16 protein-coding genes are annotated in these 17,301 nt (G+C 67.6%); 7 read left to right on the forward strand and 9 right to left on the reverse strand.

Annotated features, from left to right (window positions below; genetic code table 11):
• The first annotated feature begins 1 nt into the window (after position 1).
• Positions 2–889 (forward strand): cation diffusion facilitator family transporter, encoded by an 888-nt coding sequence (locus GH266_RS11370; RefSeq protein ID WP_158194006.1) that lies wholly within the window; start codon positions 2–4, stop codon positions 887–889.
• A gap of 274 nt (positions 890–1,163) precedes the next feature.
• Positions 1,164–1,976 (forward strand): hypothetical protein, encoded by an 813-nt coding sequence (locus tag GH266_RS11375; protein WP_158194007.1) that lies wholly within the window; start codon positions 1,164–1,166, stop codon positions 1,974–1,976.
• Positions 1,977–2,072: 96 nt separating this feature from the next.
• Here the strand turns inward: GH266_RS11375 and GH266_RS11380 are convergent, their stop codons facing one another.
• Positions 2,073–3,296, reverse strand: coding sequence for a hybrid sensor histidine kinase/response regulator (locus GH266_RS11380; protein ID WP_158194008.1), 1,224 nt, complete (start codon positions 3,294–3,296; stop codon positions 2,073–2,075).
• A gap of 127 nt (positions 3,297–3,423) precedes the next feature.
• On the opposite strand from GH266_RS11380, the gene GH266_RS11385 reads away from it, so the two are divergent.
• Positions 3,424–4,377, forward strand: coding sequence for an AEC family transporter (locus tag GH266_RS11385; protein ID WP_158194009.1), 954 nt, complete (start codon positions 3,424–3,426; stop codon positions 4,375–4,377).
• Positions 4,378–4,395: 18 nt separating this feature from the next.
• Here GH266_RS11385 and gluQRS read toward each other — a convergent pair whose 3' ends face one another.
• Entirely contained in the window at positions 4,396–5,283 is an 888-nt protein-coding gene (gluQRS, locus tag GH266_RS11390) for a tRNA glutamyl-Q(34) synthetase GluQRS (RefSeq protein ID WP_158194010.1), read from the reverse strand.
• Positions 5,284–5,625: 342 nt separating this feature from the next.
• Entirely contained in the window at positions 5,626–6,546 is a 921-nt protein-coding gene (locus GH266_RS11395; RefSeq protein WP_158194011.1) for a pentapeptide repeat-containing protein, read from the reverse strand.
• A gap of 201 nt (positions 6,547–6,747) precedes the next feature.
• Here GH266_RS11395 and GH266_RS11400 point away from each other — a divergent pair, with 201 nt between their 5' ends.
• The gene (locus GH266_RS11400; protein ID WP_209001587.1) at positions 6,748–7,221 is read left to right on the forward strand and encodes a L,D-transpeptidase; all 474 of its coding nucleotides are present in this window, start codon (positions 6,748–6,750) and stop codon (positions 7,219–7,221) included.
• Between the two features lie 472 nt (positions 7,222–7,693).
• On the opposite strand, the gene GH266_RS11405 is transcribed toward GH266_RS11400, so the two are convergent.
• The 4 genes from GH266_RS11405 to GH266_RS11420 all read right to left on the reverse strand — a co-directional run bounded on the left by GH266_RS11405 (position 7,694) and on the right by GH266_RS11420 (position 11,536).
• Positions 7,694–8,710 (reverse strand): patatin-like phospholipase family protein, encoded by a 1,017-nt coding sequence (locus GH266_RS11405; RefSeq protein WP_158194012.1) that lies wholly within the window; start codon positions 8,708–8,710, stop codon positions 7,694–7,696.
• Positions 8,711–8,801: 91 nt separating this feature from the next.
• Entirely contained in the window at positions 8,802–9,584 is a 783-nt protein-coding gene (locus GH266_RS11410) for a 3-hydroxybutyrate dehydrogenase (RefSeq protein WP_158194013.1), read from the reverse strand.
• A 180-nt stretch (positions 9,585–9,764) separates the two neighbouring features.
• Positions 9,765–10,517: a hypothetical protein gene (locus tag GH266_RS11415; protein ID WP_158194014.1), complete on the reverse strand. Its 753-nt coding sequence runs from the start codon at positions 10,515–10,517 to the stop codon at positions 9,765–9,767.
• A 104-nt stretch (positions 10,518–10,621) separates the two neighbouring features.
• Positions 10,622–11,536, reverse strand: coding sequence for a 4-hydroxy-3-methylbut-2-en-1-yl diphosphate synthase (locus GH266_RS11420; RefSeq protein ID WP_158194015.1), 915 nt, complete (start codon positions 11,534–11,536; stop codon positions 10,622–10,624).
• Positions 11,537–11,729: 193 nt separating this feature from the next.
• Between GH266_RS11420 and ispG the strand changes: the two genes are divergently transcribed.
• Genes ispG through GH266_RS11435 form a run of 3 tightly spaced genes read left to right on the forward strand, consistent with a single transcriptional unit; the run spans position 11,730 to position 14,628 of the window.
• Positions 11,730–12,998: a flavodoxin-dependent (E)-4-hydroxy-3-methylbut-2-enyl-diphosphate synthase gene (ispG, locus tag GH266_RS11425; RefSeq protein WP_158194016.1), complete on the forward strand. Its 1,269-nt coding sequence runs from the start codon at positions 11,730–11,732 to the stop codon at positions 12,996–12,998.
• A complete protein-coding gene (gene pdxY, locus GH266_RS11430; RefSeq protein WP_158194017.1) occupies positions 12,995–13,879 on the forward strand; it encodes a pyridoxal kinase in 885 nt (294 codons plus the stop codon). Before ispG ends, pdxY begins: the two co-directional genes overlap by 4 nt.
• Positions 13,880–13,899: 20 nt before the next feature.
• Positions 13,900–14,628, forward strand: coding sequence for a DUF429 domain-containing protein (locus GH266_RS11435; RefSeq protein WP_158194018.1), 729 nt, complete (start codon positions 13,900–13,902; stop codon positions 14,626–14,628).
• A 21-nt stretch (positions 14,629–14,649) separates the two neighbouring features.
• Here GH266_RS11435 and GH266_RS11440 read toward each other — a convergent pair whose 3' ends face one another.
• Positions 14,650–15,885, reverse strand: coding sequence for a L,D-transpeptidase family protein (locus GH266_RS11440; protein ID WP_199270508.1), 1,236 nt, complete (start codon positions 15,883–15,885; stop codon positions 14,650–14,652).
• Positions 15,886–16,188: 303 nt separating this feature from the next.
• Positions 16,189–17,142, reverse strand: coding sequence for an acetyl-CoA carboxylase carboxyltransferase subunit alpha (locus GH266_RS11445; RefSeq protein ID WP_158194019.1), 954 nt, complete (start codon positions 17,140–17,142; stop codon positions 16,189–16,191).
• Positions 17,143–17,301: the final 159 nt, after the last annotated feature.

Genomic DNA, 17,301 nt, shown 5'->3' on the forward strand with positions numbered 1-17,301 from the left:
CATGACCCTTCGCCTGCGCGTTGCGCTCGCCAGCATCTTCGTCGGCCTCGCCGTCCTCGCGCTGAAATACCTGGCCTATCGCTGGACCGGGTCGGTGGCGCTGTATTCCGACGCGCTGGAATCGATCGTCAACGTCGCCTCCGCGATCGCCGCCTTCCTCGCCGTCTGGTTCGCCGCCAAGCCCGCCGACAGCAACCATCCTTACGGCCACCACAAGGCCGAATACATGGCCGCCGTCCTCGTCGGCGTGCTGATCGTGCTGGCGGCCCTGTCCATCGGCCACGAGGCCTGGAAGAACTATCTCGACCCGCAGCCGGTCGATTTCACGCCGGAAGGCCTGGGGGTCAACGCGCTTGCCACCGTGCTCAACGGCATCTGGGCAACCGTCCTGGTGCGCATCGGCCGCGGCCATCGCTCCATGGCGCTGGTCGCCGACGGCAAGCATCTCTACACCGACGTCTTCTCCTCGCTCGGCGTGCTGGCCGGCGTCATCCTGGTGATGCTGACCGGCATTCGCGAGCTCGATTCGCTGCTGGCCGGCCTCGTCGCGCTCAACATCCTGTGGTCGGGCTGGGGGTTGATGAAGGAATCGCTCGGCGGGCTGATGGACGAGGCGGTCGCCCCGGCGCTGCAGGACCGCATCCGCGAGGTCATTTCCACCTCCGCGGACGGGGCCATCGAGGCGCACGACCTGCGCACCCGCTCGGCCGGCCACGTCGTCTTCGTGGATTTCCACCTGGTCGTGCCGGCCGACATGACGGTCGAGCGCGCCCACGACATCTGCGACCGCATCGAGGCGGCGATCTCCAAGGAGGTGCCGGGCGCGCGCACGACGATCCATGTCGAGCCCGAGCACAAGGCCAAGCATACCGGCATCGTGGTGATCTGAAGCTTCTCGCGCCGGGACGGCAGCCGGATCAGCCCGCCCGCCCCGCAATCGCCCGGTCGAGGGCGGAGAACAGCGCCGCCGGCAGCACCGGCTTCTCCAGCAGCAGGTCGAAGCCCGACGGCCCCTCGCGCTCCTCCTAAGGTTGAGTTGAGACCCGGAGTCTGTGCACTATACGAGCAGCTATCATCGGCTGCGGTAGACTTCTTTCGTGCAGGGGGCGGGAATGGAGAATTATAGCCAATACCGCCGAAATAACATCTCCCAGGTGTGAAGAATGATTGGAATCTTTGAAAAGTCCGCCTTTAAATCGAAGTTGTTTGCATGTTTCTTGGCTTTTCATTCATGCTCCGCAACCGGAAGAACATCGGCTGCGGATGATGTTGAATTTAAGTTGCAATTCCTAAACGAAGAAGAAGAAGAAGTAAATCCGAGATTGGATTTGAGTTACATACTTAGCAAGTGCCCTGATGACAGCAACGGATCCGTATTCGTTCGGCTTCGTAGTGGGCGATCGTTCGCAGTTCCTGTGGATCTTATATCGATTTTCAAACAAGAGATTGTAGAGCCGGCGGAGATTCAAGCGAATAACGTCGCACCCCCCGGATGTAAAGATAACCCGTTTTACGTGAAGCTAATCAATTTAGTAATTAAGAGCCGGGAATTTGGTGGCTATACGGTAATATTATCGGATTCCCCAGGGGTATTAATGCTTTACAACTCAACAGCCAGAGGATTCGAGCGCCTCTGCAGAAAATACCCCTCGAACAAGAAAATAATGAAAGGGATTACTGCGTGTTACGGGCCGGGAGAGGGGAATAGATCGGCAGCTTATTATAGGACAGACCCCGTTGTTCATGGTTCAAATTTAAAGCCAATCTATTGGAGTTGCCCTGCTGCTATGCATAAGGATGGTGCAAGGCTCTACTGTACTGTCTGGTACATGTATGACGAGTATTTTGGTGTTCGCTATAGATATCATGAGACCAATATAACGCCAGATAAATTCATAAAATTCGACCGATACATTCAGTCGCAAGTTAGGTCCATAAGATACCCCGAAATCGACATGACGAAACCACGAGATTAAAATCCTAGATTACACGTGCGGAACTAGCAGAACTATGCCCCGGCGGATCATTGCCGGAAACGGACGCCGTTTCCGGCACAATTATGAGTCCACGACCTAGCCCGCCCGCCCGGCGATCGCCCGGTCGAGGGCAGAGAACAGCGCCGCCGGCAGCACCGGCTTTTCCAGCAGGAGATCGAAGCCCGACAGGTCTTCCCTTTCGCGCGCAGAGAGCGTCGCGGCGGTGATGCCCAGCACCGGGAGGCGGGCGGCGGCGTCCCCCCGACCACGGATTTCCGCCAGCGTCTCGATCCCGTCCATGCCGGGCATGTTGATGTCGAGCAGCACCGCATCCACCGGCTCGCGCGCCAGCAGCTCCAGCGCCTCGCGCCCACCGCTCGCCAGCAGCGTGTCGCAGCCGAAGGCGCCGAGCATCGCCTCCATCATCTTGCGGTTCGCCTCGTTGTCGTCGACCACCAGCAGCCGCCTGCGCACCAGGCAGCGGATGTTCGGCCTCTCGCGGCGCCCGCCCGGCTTGCCGTTCCCTCGCACCGCGCCGCCGCCCTCGAACGGGCGCAGCGGCAGGCGCAGGGAAAACCGGCTTCCCGCCGGCGAGCTCTCGGCCAGCTCCAGCCGCCCGCCCTGGGCGACCGCCAGCCGGCTGGCGCTCCACAGGCCGAGCCCGCTGCCCGTCGCCGTATCGCGGGCGAGTTCCCCGCGCCGCCGGGCGCGAAACAGCAGCCCGCGTTCCTCGCCCGGAATGCCGATCCCGGTATCGGCAAGGCTCAGCTCGAGCTCGGGCGCCCCCGCGCCGCCCCCCTCGCGCGCCCCCTCGCCGCCGACACGGGCGGTGAGCGTCAGCCCGCCCTCGGCCGTGTATTTCAGCGCATTGTCGTAGAGAACGGAGAGGATGCGGCGCAGCGCCAGCGGATCGGCGACCCGGTAATTCGCCAGCCCGGCGGCGATGTCGCGCCGCTCGGCCAGCCCGCGCACCCGCGCCTCGGCGGAAAACAGCTCGCATACGGACAGGATGTCGGTGGCGACGTCGCAGGCGTCCTCGTCCTCCGGCGTGGTGCCGGCGAGCCCCTGCGTCGTCATCGACAGCAGCGCGTCGATGGCCATTTCCAGGGTCCTCAGCGCCGAGGCCTGGCGCTGGGTGGTGGGATCGGCGCCGATCATCTCGGCCGCTGTGCGCATGGCCGCCAGCGGCGTGCGCAGGTCGTGCAGCAGCACCGCCACCCGGTCGACGGAAGCCGCCTCCTGCGCCGCCTCCCTGTCACCGGCGCCGGCTTGCGGACCGGCTGTGGGCGCCTCGCCCTCCGGTGCGATCGTTCCGACCATGGTGCAGAATCTCCTCGCGTCCCCTTGCCTGCCATGGTGCCCTACCTGCCGGGCAAATCAAGCGGGGCATGGCGGGCATGCCCGACTGCGGCTTGTCGGCGCACCCCGGGCGTGCGAAAGAGCCTTCATGGTCGACCAGATCCTCTCCATCGTTCTACCCGTCTTCGCGCTGATCGGCATCGGCTATGCCGCCGCCCGTTTCGGCATTCTCGATGCGAAGATCGGCGATGCCCTCGGCCAGTTCATCTATGTGATCGCCATCCCCGTGCTGATCTTCCGCACCCTGGCGACGAGTTCGCTCGGCGGCGTCTCGCCCTGGGGTTTCTGGATCTCCTATTTCACCGGCGTCGCCGTGGTCTGGGCGCTCGGCACGGTGATCGTCCGGCACGTGTTCGGGCGCGAGGCGCGCGCCGGGGTGATCGCCGGCATCAGCGCCGGCTTCGCCAACACGGTTCTGGTCGGCATCCCCCTGATCACCGCGATCTACGGCGACGAGGGGCTGGTACCGCTCTTCGTGCTGATCTCCATCCACCTGCCGGTGCTGACCGTGGTCTGCGCCGTCCTGATGGAGCGGGCCGCCGTGCTCGACGGCACCCAGGAGGCGAAGCCCTTGGGCGAGCTGCTGGTCGGCATCGCCCGCAATCTCGCCACCAATCCGATCGTCATCGGCATCGTCGCCGGCGGCATCTGGCGCGTGACCGGCCTGCCGATCGAAGGCGTCTTCGCCGACGTGCTCGCGCGCATTGCCGGTTCGGCGATCCCGGTCGCCCTGTTCTCGCTCGGCATGAGTATCGTCGCCTACGGCATCCGCGGCAATCTGGTGCCCGGCCTGCTGCTCAGCGTGCTGAAGATCGGCGTGATGCCGGCGGTGGTCTACCTGATGGCGGCGCATGTGGTGCACCTGCCGCCCCTGTGGGTTTCGGTGGCGACGCTCACGGCCGCCTGCCCGACCGGCATCAACGCCTTCCTCTTCGCCAACCGCTACGGCACCGGCCATGCCATGTCGGCGAACTCGATCACCATGACGACCGGCCTTGCGGTCGTCTCCACCGTGCTGTGGATGGCCTTCCTCGGGCTGTAAGGATCAGGGCTGCAGGGATCAGGGCTCCAGCCCGACCAGCCGCCGGATCTCTTCCGGCGTCGCGCCCTTTTTCCGCAGCTCGGCCAGCGCGGTATCGCCCTGCGACTTCGACAGCTTGCGCCCGTCCTCGCCCATCACCAGCCGGTGGTGGCGATAGAGCGGCTCGGGCAGGCCGAGCAGCGCCTGCAGCAGCCGGTGCACCGCCGTTGCCTCATAAAGGTCGCGCCCGCGCACCACATGGGTGATGCCCTGCAACGCGTCGTCGACCACCACGGACAGGTGATAGCTCGTCGGCGTGTCCTTGCGCGCCAGCACCACATCGCCCCAGCGCGCCGGATCGGCGGCGATGGGTGTGGGCGCCTGTCGTCCCTCGTCGTCTTGCAACTCCTGCCAGGACAGCGGCGCCTTGCAGCGGGCGAGCGCAGCGCGCATGTCGAGCCGCAGCGCGAACGGCGCCCCTTGCGCTTCGCGCGCCGCGATCTCCTGCGGGCTCAAGACCGCCTCGTCGCCGGGATAGAGCGGCGCCCCGTCCGGGTCGCACGGCCAGGGCTGCCCGCGCGTCTCTGCCAGCTGCGCCACCGCGCGCGCGATCTCGCCGCGGGTCAGGAAGGCCTTGCGCACCAGCCCCATGGCGGAAAGACGGTCAAGCGCCGCCGCATACTCGTTGAAATGCTCCGACTGCCGGCGCACCGGGCGCTCCCAGTCGAGCCCGAGCCAGGCGAGATCCTCCAGCACCCCGGCCTCGAGTTCCGGCGTGCAGCGGGTCCGGTCGATGTCCTCGATGCGGATCAGCAGCCGCCCACCGAGCGCCCTCGCCATGCGCGCATTCAGCAGCGCCGACAGGGCATGGCCCAGATGCAGGCGGCCGTTCGGCGAGGGGGCGAAGCGGAAGGCAGGTCGGCTCATGGCGTGATCTTGTTGGCGATCCCCGCCGCCGCGTCAATCTTCCCGCGAGGGCGTACGAGGCGCGCGCCCGAACCACGCCGCAACGTCTTTGCCTCCCCGGTCCCGGGTCGCGCTCCGCTTGCCCGGGAAGACGCTAGAGGAAGGCTGGAGCGACAAAACACCTGCCGAGGGTGCCAATGGTTCCCGGCTCTGCGCTGGCGCGCGGCCGGGATGACATCCTGAGAGAGAGGCAGCGCCTCGCCCCACCCTCCGCCGTCACCCCGGCCGCAGGCGAAGCCGGAGAGCCGGGGCCTATTGGCTCCCGGAGCGGAGGCGAGGGCACACCGACGCACACCCCACGCCTCAGCGGTCCTTGTCGTCCATGTCGCTGCAGGTCTTGAGCGAAATGCCGTAGGGCAGCTTCGTGGTCGCGTCGCCGCAGGCCCCGACCATGCGCGCCCCGTCGAGGCCGCTGGCGCCCGAAAGATCGGCCCCCACCAGCCGCGTGCGCCGCATCAAGGCCCCGTCGAGCCGCGCGCCCGACAGGTTGGCGCCGGTCAGGTCGGCGCTGGAAAAATGCGCGCCGGTCAGATCCGCATCGCGGAAATCCGCCCCCACCGCGCTCACCCGGTCGAAATCCGCATTGGGCAGCCGCGCGCCGGCGAATGTCGCCGACATCAGGTTGGCGCGTTCCAGGTTGACGCCCTCCATCTTCGCCTTGCTGAAATCGGCACCCGACGCGTTGGCACGGATCAGCAGCGCCTGGCGCAGGTCCGCCCCTTGCAGGCCGGCGCCCACCAGATTGGTCTCGATCATGTCGGCATTGCGCAGGTCCGCGCCCGCAAGGCTCGCCTCGGTCAGGATCGCCTTTTCCAGATCGACGCCGCGCATCGATCCCTTGGACAGGTCGGCGCCGGTCAGGTCCGTGCGCTCCAGCTCGGTGCGCCGCAGGTCCGCGCCCGCAAGGTTCGCGCCGATGAGCGAAGCCTCCTTGAGGTCCGTCTCGCGCAGGTTCGCCCCTGCCAGTTGCGCCCTCTCGAGGGTCAACCCGCGCAGCTCGGACAGGCGCAAATCGCAGCCTGCGCATTCGCCGCTGCGCTTCAACCGCTCCAGATCGCTTTCGGAAAGCGCAGGACCGGTCGCCGCCAGCAGCGCGATCATTGCCGCCGCTGCGGCACCCGCTTTCGCCTGGCCCTTCCCGCGCGCGAAACTGGCCCAGCGCGCCTGGCGCGCAAAACTGGCCCGGCGCGCCTGGCGCGCAAAACTGGCACCGAATATCGTCATTACGAACCTCTCCCGTCGGCCCGGCGCCTCTCCCTGTGTCACAGTTAGGGCTGTGGAGCGGGCAATTTAAGGGCGCGGCGGCGCAATGGAGCGAGAATTCGCACCCTTGCCCGAACGGGCCTTGCGGCATTGTGGAAAACGACTGTTAATACCCTGTGGAAAATCCGGAGGGAGCCGGCACGAAGAGAATTGGGGGGAGACATGAACCATCCAGGTCTTGCACCGGCTTTTGCGCGTGCGCGAAAGCTCCTGGCCGCGCTGTCCTGCGCGCTCGTCCTGATGCTTGCGCCCGGCCTTGCCGGCCCGGCAAAGGCCGCCGGCCTCATCGCCCGCATCGATCTGTCCGACCAGCGCATGCGGGTCTACAGGGACGGACGGCAGATCCACGACTGGCCGGTTTCCACCGCCCGGCGCGGCTATCGCACCCCGGTCGGCACCTTTCGGCCCGGCCGCATGCACCGCCGCTATTTCTCGCGCAAGTATCACGGCTCGCCGATGCCGCATTCGGTGTTCTTCCTCGGCGGCTATGCCATCCACGGCACCAATGACATCCGCAATCTCGGCCGCCCCGCCTCTCATGGCTGCGTCCGTCTGCACCCGGACAATGCCCGCCGGCTGTTCGGTTTGATCCGCGACGGCGGCAAACAGAATGCGCGAATCGTCATCACCCGGTAACCTTTACCGGCGATGGCCGGCCCGGCCGGTTGCGCAAGCGACTGGAAATGGGGAATAATCACCGGACGTAGCAGCCGAGCGGTGCGCCTTGCGCAGTTCTCGGCAGTCGTCATCCGGTTTCAGCAGCACTTGCGTGCCGGATGAGATGCTGGCGGGACGAAGGAAGACAGCGGGGTCGCATTTGCCGCCTTCCCTCGTCCGCCAATCGCTGACGACGCACAACCTGACTATCAGCGTGCCAATAATGCGGCAAAACCCTTGCCAAATCGTTGGCACGCTGATTTCGCAGATGTGGTGCGCGCACCTTCCAGAACCGCAACATACCGGGGTCGTTAACGGGTCGCTAACCGCCCCGCGACGCAATCTGCAAGGCGAAGCGCAAAACGCGGTTAAGGGGCGTTAACGAAGCGCGCAAAACGCCGTTCGGACGCGAATCACCTTCGCGAAAAACGAATCACCCGGCGGGCGCGCGTCACAGGAACTCGGCGCGCAGATCGACGCTCGAGCGCTTGCCGACGGCCTCGTAATGCGCGTCCGCCCAGTCCTGCGCCGCCGCGCGGCCGATGTCGCGCAGATGGGTGAGGAACCGCCATTCCGCGTTGACCTTGGAGGACGCCTGCAGCGGGTTCAGCTCGGTCGCCGAGATCCGGTGCATGTGGACCTTCTGGTAGTGCCCGGCCTCCAGCTTGCCGTCCTCGATCAGCCGGGTGACGAACTCGATGGCGCGCATTTCGCGCAAGAGCGTCGAGTTGAAGGTGATCTCGTTGAGCCGGTTGAGGATCTCGCGCGCCGTGCGCGGCGTTTCCTTGCGCTCCACCGGGTTGATCTGCACCAGCACCGTGTCGCTGCTTCCGGTCGTGCCGAACAGCGGGAACAGCGGCGGGTTGCCCATGTAGCCGCCGTCCCAATAGGGCACGCCGTCGATCTCCACCGCCTGGAACACATGCGGCAGGCAGGCCGAGGCCATCACCGCATCGAGCGTGATCTCGCCGTCGGAAAACACCTTGATCTTGCCCGACTGCACGTTGGTGGCGCTGATGAAGATCTTCAGCCGGTCGCAGGCGCGCACCGCCTCGAAGTCGACCGTCTGCTCCACCACGTCGCGCAGCGGATTGATGTTGAGCGGGTTGAACTCGTAAGGAGAGGCGAAGCGCGAGGCGATGTCGAAGGCGAGATAGCTCGGCGACATGTCGAGGCTCCACTGCCCCATGATGATGTCGATGGGCGAGCGCCGCAGCGGGCTGAGCCAGGCCTGGTCGCTGACCGCCTTCCAGAACTTCTCCAGCGCCTCGCGCGCCCCGTCCTCGCCGCCCTTGTGGAAGCCGTCGGCCAGCACCACCGCGTTCATCGCCCCGGCCGAGGTGCCGCTGATGCCCTCGATGGTGAAGCGGCCGCTCTCCAGCATCCAGTCGAGCACGCCCCAGGTGAAGGCGCCATGCGCCCCGCCGCCCTGCAGGGCGAGATTGATCGGCTTGGGAGCTTTGCTCATGGGTCGCCTCGGGCTGTCGCAGGAATGGGAGAACGGCATCGCCCGGCGCGGGGGCCGGGCGATCCGGGTAGGTCGTCGTGCCGGGCGCCCTTTACTGGGCGACCCAGCCGCCATCCATCTGCAGCATGGTGCCGGTGATCGAGGCCGCCTGGTCGCCGGCCAGGTACAGCGCCAGCGAGGCCACCTGGTCGACGGTGACGAATTCCTTGGTCGGCTGGGCGGCCAGCAGCACGTCGCGCTTGACCTGTTCCTCGGTCAGCCCACGCGCCTTCATCGTGTCGGGGATCTGGCGCTCGACCAGCGGCGTCCAGACATAGCCCGGGCAGATCGCGTTGACGGTGATGCCGCACTGGGCGACTTCCAGCGCGATGGTCTTGGTGAAGCCGGCGATGCCGTGCTTGGCCGCCACATAGGCGCTCTTGAACGGCGAGGCGACCAGCGCATGGGCCGAGCCGGTGTTGATGATGCGGCCCCAGCCGCGGGCCTTCATGCCCGGCACCGCCGCGCGCGTCGTGTGAAAGGCCGAGGACAGGTTGATCGCGATGATCGCGTCCCACTTCTCGATGGGGAATTCCTCGACCGGCGAGACGTGCTGGATGCCGGCATTGTTGACCAGGATGTCGAGCGAGCCGAACGCCGCCTCGGCCTCCGTCACCATCGCGGCGATCTCGTCCGGCTTGGTCATGTCGGCGGACGAATAGCGGCACTTGACGCCGAACTCGCTCTCGATGCCGGCGCGCTCCGCCTCGATCGCCTCGGCATCGCCGAACCCGTTGATCGTCACATTGGCGCCGTTCGCCGCATAGATGCGGGCGATGGCAAGGCCGATGCCCGAGGTCGAGCCGGTGACGAGGGCGGACTTGTTGGTGAGCATGCGAAGAGATCTCCTGTCCTGGCGGACGCTGGAAACGGTCCGAAAATCGGTGCCGCCTGCGCCGGACCGGCGCGGCAAGGCCGCCCGTTCAGGCGGCCCGCCACATAGAACATGAGATCGCGCTGCACTGCAACAAGAGGCGGCGGGCCGCCCGGGTCACCCTGTCGCAGGCAGTTCCGGTCAGTCGGCCGGCGGTGCCGCCGGCGGCGCCATGTCGCGTTCGCGCAGGATGTAGTAGCCGCCGGACAGGATGCCGATCTGCAGCGCGGTCAGGGCGATCTGCAGCGCCAGCGACAGGATCAGCACGGCGATCGCGGCGAACACCGCTCCCCCGCCAATCGTGTTGGCGACGAAGGACAGGACCATGTCCACGGCGCCGATACACAGGCCGGTACCGACGCCGGCCAGCGCCATGGGCAGACCCAGCCCCTCGCTGCGATAAAACGCATCGCTGATGCCCAGCGGCTCGTCCAGCGCCGTTGCCGGCAGGATGAGGCACAGCCGCATGAAGGACGGCAGGATCAGCAGCACCAGTATACCGGCAGCGATGATCAAGCCCATCCAGCCCTGCATGAACAGGGTCGCGACGGTCATCACCACGATGGACGGGATCAGCATGATGAGAAACGCCAGCAGCGTCTTGCCGAGATAGGCGATCTCGCGCCGGCCGAAGCTGAGATTCACCGGCCCGGGCCGCTCGCCGAGCAGCAGGTTGCGGTGCCAGGCGACGGCGATGGAGGCGGAGGAGCACAGCCAGACCGCAACGACCACGAACCCGACCGCGATGGAATTGGCGGCAAGCAGCGTGCCGAGTACGCCGAGCACGGCGACCAGCGCATACCAGGCCCAGACGATCCGCAGGAACCCGTCGAAATCGGAAAACAATGCCTTGAACGCACCGGTGAACAGCCGGGCGGTTGTCCTTGCAAACATGGAGCCCCCTTCAAAAAGACCTTCCACTTCTGCGACAGGCTGGCGCCTCAGGCAAGTCATGATCGCATCTGCACCGTCGGCGGGGCGGGCAACTCCTGCGCGGCTCAATCCCGACGGGAGCGGGTCTCGATGACCGAGCGCACCGCCTGGCGCGCCTTGTCGCGGCCGGCCTCCGCCCGCCGTTCGGCCGCCCGTTCCGCGTCAGCGATCTTCAGGCCGGCCTGTTCCACGAACCGCTCGCGCGTCAGGGCATAGGCGGTGGCATGCATCGAGGCGAAGAGCCAGGTGACGATCACCATCACGCCCATCGGCACCAGCGCCGAGCGCAGCTCCGCGGCCATGCCCGTCGCCGGCACGAAGGCTTCGCCGACCAGCCAGACCAGGCCGACCCACAGGCCCGCCGCCAGCCCCGCCACCAGCGCCACGGCCAGCGCGGCGAGAACCAGCGCCCAGCCGATACCGGCGGTCAGGCGCCAGGAGTCTCCCAGCGACATGCGGTCGTCGAGCGCGGCCGCCGGCAGCACCAGCGACAGCCGCTGCACCAGCATCACCGTCAGGAACGGGCTGGCCAGCAGCAGGGCGAAGCCGGCCGGCGCCAGCACCGGCAGCAACAGCCCGGCGACCAGCAGCATCGGCACGAAGAAGACGCCGGAAAGCGCGCCGAGCAGCAGCAGCTTCCACGCGACCCGCAGGTTGCGCGCGCCGAAGGCGAAAGGAAACGCCCGCTCGCCAAGCAGGATGCGCCGCAGATAGGCCACCGCAATGGAAAAGCCGGTGGCGACATTGGCCACCCCCGCCAGGATGCGCAGCGCCCGTTCGCGGTCGCCGCCCAGCCCCTCGCCGGCCAGCGGCTCCATCATGTAGGAGCCGGTGGAAAAGCCCGTTTCCGGCATCAACTGGCCGCTGATCGCCAGGTTCAGCGCCAGCAGCAGCAGCATGTAGCCCCAGCCGGCGGCGAACAGCGTGCCGAACCGGTCGCGGGCAAGCTCAAGGGTCCGGCTGAGAACGACGAGCAGCATGGGCGGGCTCCCTGCCCCTTTTTGGAAAATGGCGCCCATTTCAGATGCTGTCTCGCACCGCCCGCGTCAAGCAGGCAGGGGCGGTGCTCTCTGCTGCGGCCTTGCGAAAGCACGTGGCGCGCCCTATTCAATCGGGCGGTATCCTTGCAGGGCGGGAGCGCAGGCCTTCCGCAAGATCGGGACGATCGGCGACATGCAGAGCAACAGCCCCATCCGCGAAACGCAGGCCGGACCGGCCGCACGGCGCGTCTCGGTCCCGGTGAAGGTCGGCTCGGTCACCGTCGGCGGCGGCGCCCCGGTCGTCGTCCAGTCGATGACCAACACCGACACGGCCGATATCGACGCCACCGTCGCCCAGGTCTCGGCACTGGCGCGGGCCGGCTCGGAAATCGTGCGCATCACCGTCGACCGCGACGAGAGCGCCGCCGCCGTGCCGCGCATCCGCGAGCGGCTGGAGCGGATCGGCGTCCATGTGCCGCTGGTCGGCGACTTCCACTATATCGGCCACAAGCTCCTGAGCGATCATCCGGCCTGTGCCGAGGCGCTGGAGAAATACCGCATCAATCCGGGCAATGTCGGCTTTCGCGACAAGCGCGACCGGCAGTTCTCCGAGATCGTCGAGATCGCCCTCAAGCACGACAAGCCGGTGCGCATCGGCGTCAACTGGGGCTCGCTCGACCAGGAGCTGCTGACCCACCTGATGGACGAGAACGCCGCCAGCCCCGCGCCCGTCTCGGCCGCCGCGGTGATGCGCGAGGCGATCGTGCGCTCCGGGCTTCTGTCGGCCGCCAGGGCCGAGGAGCTCGGCATGGGCCGCGACAAGATCATCCTGTCGGCCAAGGTCAGCCAGGTGCAGGACCTCATCGCCGTCTATGCGGACCTTGCCGCGCGCTGCGACTACGCCCTCCATCTCGGCCTGACCGAGGCCGGCATGGGCACCAAGGGCATCGTCGCCTCCGCCGCCTCCATGGGCATCCTGCTGCAGCAGGGCATCGGCGACACGATCCGCGTGTCGCTGACGCCGGAGCCCGGCGGCGACCGCACCCGCGAGGTGCAGGTGGCGCAGGAACTGCTGCAGGTGATGGGCTTCCGCGCCTTCATCCCCGTCGTCGCCGCCTGTCCGGGGTGCGGCCGCACCACCTCCACCGTGTTCCAGGAGCTGGCCCGCGACATCCAGGACGACATCCGCCGCTCCATGCCGGTGTGGCGCGAGAAATATCCCGGCGTCGAGGCGCTCAACGTCGCGGTGATGGGTTGCATCGTCAACGGTCCGGGCGAGAGCAAGTTCGCCGATATCGGCATCTCCCTGCCCGGCACGGGCGAGGCGCCCTCCGCCCCCGTCTTCGTCGACGGCAAGAAGGTCGCGACCCTGCGCGGCGCCGGTATCGCCGAGGAGTTCAAGGCGATGGTCGACGCCTATATCCGCAACCGCTTCGGCGGCGAACGGTCCGCTGCGGAATGACCAAGCTCATGCCCGCCGCGGCCGACGCGCGCGACGTCCTCGTCATCAATTCGCAGGTCGTTCGCGGCTCCGTCGGCGGCCGCGTCACGCTCTTCGCGCTGGAACGGCTCGGCCACCAGGTCTGGTTCCTGCCCACCATCCTGCTGCCGTGGAACCCGGACGAAGGGCGCGGCCACCGCCATGTGCAGGACGATGCGGGCTTTGCCGCGCTCGCCGACAACCTGATTGGCGCCGACCTGCTGCCGCGCATCGGCGCGGTCGTCTCCGGCTATCTCGGCAGCCCCTCGCAGGCCGCCGCCGTCGCCCGCCTCGTTGCGGCGGTGCGCAAGGCCAATCCGCGCGCGCTCTATCTCTGCGATCCGATCAGCGGCGACGACGGCGACCTCTACGTGCCGCAGGAAACCGCCGCCGCCGTGCGCGACACGCTGCTGCCGCTCGCCGATGTGGCAACGCCCAACCTCTTCGAGCTGCAATGGATGAGCGGCCGCCGGATCGAGAGCGAGGCGGACACCATCGCCGCCGCCCGCGCGCTCGGGCCGCAGCGCGTGCTGGTCACCTCCGCCCCCGCCATGCGCCGCAACTCCACCTGCAACCTGCTGGTGACGCCGCGCGCCACCATCGCCGCCGAGCACGGGCTGGTGCCGAACGCACCGCATGGCACCGGCGACCTGATGGCCGCCACCTTCACCGCCGGCCTGTTGGCCGGGCTCGACGACGAGACCGCGTTGAAGCGCTCCGCCGGCACCGTCTTCGAGATGGTCGCCCGCTCGGTCAAGCGCCATGCCCGCGACCTGCTGCTTGCCGACGAGCAGTCCTCGCTGATCAATCCGATGGCGCTCGTTTCCTGCCGGCGCGTGCTCGACGCGCCGCTGCGCGCCTGAGCGGCCGGGACGCGAAGCCCATGCTGCGGGTCGCCGGCATCGACGGCTGCCGCTCGGGATGGATCGCGGTCCTGCGCGAATTCGCGGCGCCGGATGCTCCGCCCCGCCACACGCTGCTGCAGCTGCGCGCCTTCGGTGAGCTTCTCGCCGATCCTGGCATTTCCGTCCTTGCCGTCGACATGCCCATCGGCCTGCCGGAGCGTGCCGGCCTTGGCGGGCGCGGGCCGGAGCGCTGCGTGCGCCCGCTGCTCGGCGAGCGCCAGTCCTCGGTCTTTTCCGTGCCCTCGCGCGCTGCCGTCTTCTGCGAGGACTACGGCGAGGCCTGCAGCACCGCGCTCGCGACCTCAGAGCCGCCGCGCAAGGTGTCCCGCCAGGCCTTCCACCTCTTCCCGAAGATCCGCGAGATCGACGCGCTGATGACCCCGGCGCTGGAGGCGCGCGTCTTCGAGGTGCACCCCGAGCTCGCCTTCTGGCGGCTCAACGGCGAACGGGCAATGAGCCTGCCGAAAAAGGTGAAAAGCGCGGCCAGCATGCCGGGCCTCGAGGAGCGCATCGCCCTATTGTGCCGCTACGGCTACGACGAGGCATTCCTGCGCCAGCGCCCGCCATCCGGGGCCGGCCGCGACGATCTGATCGATGCCTGCGTCAATGCGGTGATCGCCGAGCGCATCGCGCAGGGGCGTGCGACGCCGTTCCCGCGCGAGCCGGAGCGCGACGCAAGAGGCCTGCGCATGGCGATCTGGGCGTAAAACCTACGACAGTTCCAATGATCACGGCTTGGCCGGGGGCACCGGCGCATTCGGGTCCGGCGTGCCGTCGGCAGCCTCGGCCTCGTCGCTGCTGCCCCCTGAGAACAGCCGGCTGAAGAACCCGCCGGACGTCTTCTTCTCGGTCGCAGCGAAGGCCGTCTGCTGCGTGGCAGCCTCGGTCGTCGCCGTGGCTGCTGTCGCCGTAGCTTCTCGGGCCGTTGCAGCGGCAGGCGCCGCCGTGGTCGCGGCCACCGCGACGGGCTGGCTGGTGCCGGCCGCCGGGGTCGTCTCGCCCGGCGTCTCTGCCGTCTCGCCGGCCTTGTCCGCCTCGCTGTTGCCGAAGAGCGCGGCGATCTGCGCGCGCCGGCGCTCGGCCCGCTCCTCTGCCGCGGCGATCTCGATGATCTTCTGCTCGTCCTTGCGCTGCTTCTGCGCGACTGCGACCTCGATGGCGTCGGGAATGTCGTATTCCGGGCACTTGGCGGTGGCGCGGAACGGTACGCCCTCCACCAGCGGCACCGCGTCGAAGACATAGCGCTTCTCGCAGACGGCGATCTTCGGCGGCTGCTTGGTCACCTCGAAATGGTCGTAGCCGCTCTTCAGCATCCGCCAGAAGTCATAATGCTCGGACTTGCGGTGCTTGGCCATGTTCTCCGCGGTCATGCGGAAGGGAAAGGCCTGCACCTGGAACGAGCGCTGGCCGCCCTTGAAGCTCTCGCGCGCCAGGCCGTAGATGTCCTGCACCTGCTGGTCGGTCATCGCGTAGCACCCGCGCGAGGAGCAGGCGCCATGCACCATCAGATGCGTGCCGGTGCGGTTGTGCGAGCGGTCGTACTGGTTGGGATAGCCGAGGTTGAACGCCAGGTGATAGCTGGAATTCGGGTTCATCAATGCCGGGGTGATCTCGTAGAAGCCTTCCGGCGCCTGGCGGTCGCCTTCCTTGACCTTCGGACCCAGCTCGCCGGACCACTTGCAGATCTCGAACGTCTCCAGCAGCGCATATCGGCCGTTGCGCGTCTGCTTCCACACTTCAAGGGTGGATTCTTCCTTGAAGATGCGCAGCATGATCGGGCTGGTCGTCGACATGTCGAGGCCCGGCATCTTCTGCCGGATGCTGGCGCTGATCTCGCGCAGGTGCTTCGGCCCGGAGGTGATCATCTCGTCGGCCTGGCAACCGGCGAGCGCGCCGGCAAGCGCCAGCGCCACAAGCGTCCTGCGGGTGTTTGTGCGAAGCCGTGCGATCCCCTGCACCATCATGCCTGTCTGCCTAAAACCCTGCCGAAACTGAGCCCGAACCCTGCCCGAAACCTGTCAGGGACCCTGTTCGAAATCCCTGCCCCGCGACCGTCATGCCTGCCTGCCATGCCGCCACTATCGGTCGGCGCGGCCCGCACTTCCAGTCACTTGGGAGTTACCCCGCCAGCGGTCCTGCCCTCAGCGGCGGCCGGAAACACAACGGTTCCAGCGCCGCCCTGCGGACGGATTTCACAATGCTCGCGTCTTGCTGACGCAAGATTCTGGCGTTTTGGCGGCAGAGCGCGATCGAAGCCCCTGGCGGGCTTACAGCGACCGGCCGATGGCCAGGAACTTGTCGCGGCGATGGGCGCGGATCTCGGCGCCGCTCATCCCGTCGAACCGGGCGAGCGCCTTGTCGATGGCCCCGCCCGCACGGTCGATGACGATGGCCTTGGCCCGGTGCGCGCCGCCCAGCGGCTCCTCGACGATCTCGTCGATCACCTTGAGCTGGATCAGGTCCTGCGCGGTGATCTTCATGTTGGTGGCCGCGTCCTGCGCCCTGGCGCTGTCGCGCCACAGGATCGAGGCGCCGGCCTCCGGCGAGATCACGCTGTAGATCGCGTGCTCCAGCATGGCGACGTGGTTGGCGGTGGCGATGGCGATGGCACCGCCCGAGCCGCCTTCGCCGATGATCAGGGCAAGGTTCGCCGTCCCCAGCGCCAGGCAGGCATCGGTCGAGCGGGCGATCGCCTCGGCCTGGCCGCGCTCCTCGGCGCCGATGCCCGGATAGGCGCCGGCAGTGTCGACGAAGGAAATCACCGGCAGCGAGAACCGCTCGGCCATCTGCATGATGCGCACCGCCTTGCGGTAGCCCTCGGGCCGCGCCATGCCGAAATTGTGCTTGAGCCGCGACTGGGTGTCGGCGCCCTTCTCCTGGCCCAGGATCGCCACCGAGCGGCCGCGGAACCGGCCGATGCCGGCGATGATCGCCGCGTCCTCGGCATAGCTGCGGTCGCCGGCCAGCGGCGTGAAGTCCTCGATCAGCCCGGTGATGTAGTCCGCCGCATGCGGACGGTCCGGATGGCGCGCCACCAGCGTCTTCTGCCAGGGCGTCAGCCGCGAATAGAGGTCGCGCAGCGTCTGCTCGGCCTTCTTTTCCAGCCGTTCGATCTCGCCCGATATCTCGACCGCCTCGCCCGAACCCGCGACCGACCGCAACTCGTGGACCTTGCCCTGCAGGTCGGCGACGGGTTTTTCGAACTCGAGGAAGCTGTGCATCGGTTTACCGGTCCAGAAAGTCTGCGGCGCGGCCTCATGCCGGCGCCGGGTCATTTGCGGCGCGACACTGGCGAGGGAGGCTGCCGCTGTCAAGTTGCCCGCCGCGTCGACATGGCGTGCGCGAGGCGAAAATGCAAGCGCCGGCGGGAGCGATCCGCG

The organism is Stappia indica (assembly GCF_009789575.1).
Taxonomy (GTDB): domain Bacteria; phylum Pseudomonadota; class Alphaproteobacteria; order Rhizobiales; family Stappiaceae; genus Stappia; species Stappia indica_A.

What these genes read in the sequence shown, in the direction of transcription:
- GH266_RS11370 (WP_158194006.1), top strand. Translation starts at nt 2, where the DNA reads ATGACCCTTCGCCTGCGCGTTGCGCTCGCCAGCATCTTCGTCGGCCTC.
- GH266_RS11375 (WP_158194007.1), top strand. Translation starts at nt 1,164, where the DNA reads ATGATTGGAATCTTTGAAAAGTCCGCCTTTAAATCGAAGTTGTTTGCA.
- GH266_RS11380 (WP_158194008.1), bottom strand. Translation starts at nt 3,296, where the DNA reads ATGGTCGGAACGATCGCACCGGAGGGCGAGGCGCCCACAGCCGGTCCG.
- GH266_RS11385 (WP_158194009.1), top strand. Translation starts at nt 3,424, where the DNA reads ATGGTCGACCAGATCCTCTCCATCGTTCTACCCGTCTTCGCGCTGATC.
- gluQRS (WP_158194010.1), bottom strand. Translation starts at nt 5,283, where the DNA reads ATGAGCCGACCTGCCTTCCGCTTCGCCCCCTCGCCGAACGGCCGCCTG.
- GH266_RS11395 (WP_158194011.1), bottom strand. Translation starts at nt 6,546, where the DNA reads ATGACGATATTCGGTGCCAGTTTTGCGCGCCAGGCGCGCCGGGCCAGT.
- GH266_RS11400 (WP_209001587.1), top strand. Translation starts at nt 6,748, where the DNA reads ATGAACCATCCAGGTCTTGCACCGGCTTTTGCGCGTGCGCGAAAGCTC.
- GH266_RS11405 (WP_158194012.1), bottom strand. Translation starts at nt 8,710, where the DNA reads ATGAGCAAAGCTCCCAAGCCGATCAATCTCGCCCTGCAGGGCGGCGGG.
- GH266_RS11410 (WP_158194013.1), bottom strand. Translation starts at nt 9,584, where the DNA reads ATGCTCACCAACAAGTCCGCCCTCGTCACCGGCTCGACCTCGGGCATC.
- GH266_RS11415 (WP_158194014.1), bottom strand. Translation starts at nt 10,517, where the DNA reads ATGTTTGCAAGGACAACCGCCCGGCTGTTCACCGGTGCGTTCAAGGCA.
- GH266_RS11420 (WP_158194015.1), bottom strand. Translation starts at nt 11,536, where the DNA reads ATGCTGCTCGTCGTTCTCAGCCGGACCCTTGAGCTTGCCCGCGACCGG.
- ispG (WP_158194016.1), top strand. Translation starts at nt 11,730, where the DNA reads ATGCAGAGCAACAGCCCCATCCGCGAAACGCAGGCCGGACCGGCCGCA.
- pdxY (WP_158194017.1), top strand. Translation starts at nt 12,995, where the DNA reads ATGACCAAGCTCATGCCCGCCGCGGCCGACGCGCGCGACGTCCTCGTC.
- GH266_RS11435 (WP_158194018.1), top strand. Translation starts at nt 13,900, where the DNA reads ATGCTGCGGGTCGCCGGCATCGACGGCTGCCGCTCGGGATGGATCGCG.
- GH266_RS11440 (WP_199270508.1), bottom strand. Translation starts at nt 15,885, where the DNA reads ATGATGGTGCAGGGGATCGCACGGCTTCGCACAAACACCCGCAGGACG.
- GH266_RS11445 (WP_158194019.1), bottom strand. Translation starts at nt 17,142, where the DNA reads ATGCACAGCTTCCTCGAGTTCGAAAAACCCGTCGCCGACCTGCAGGGC.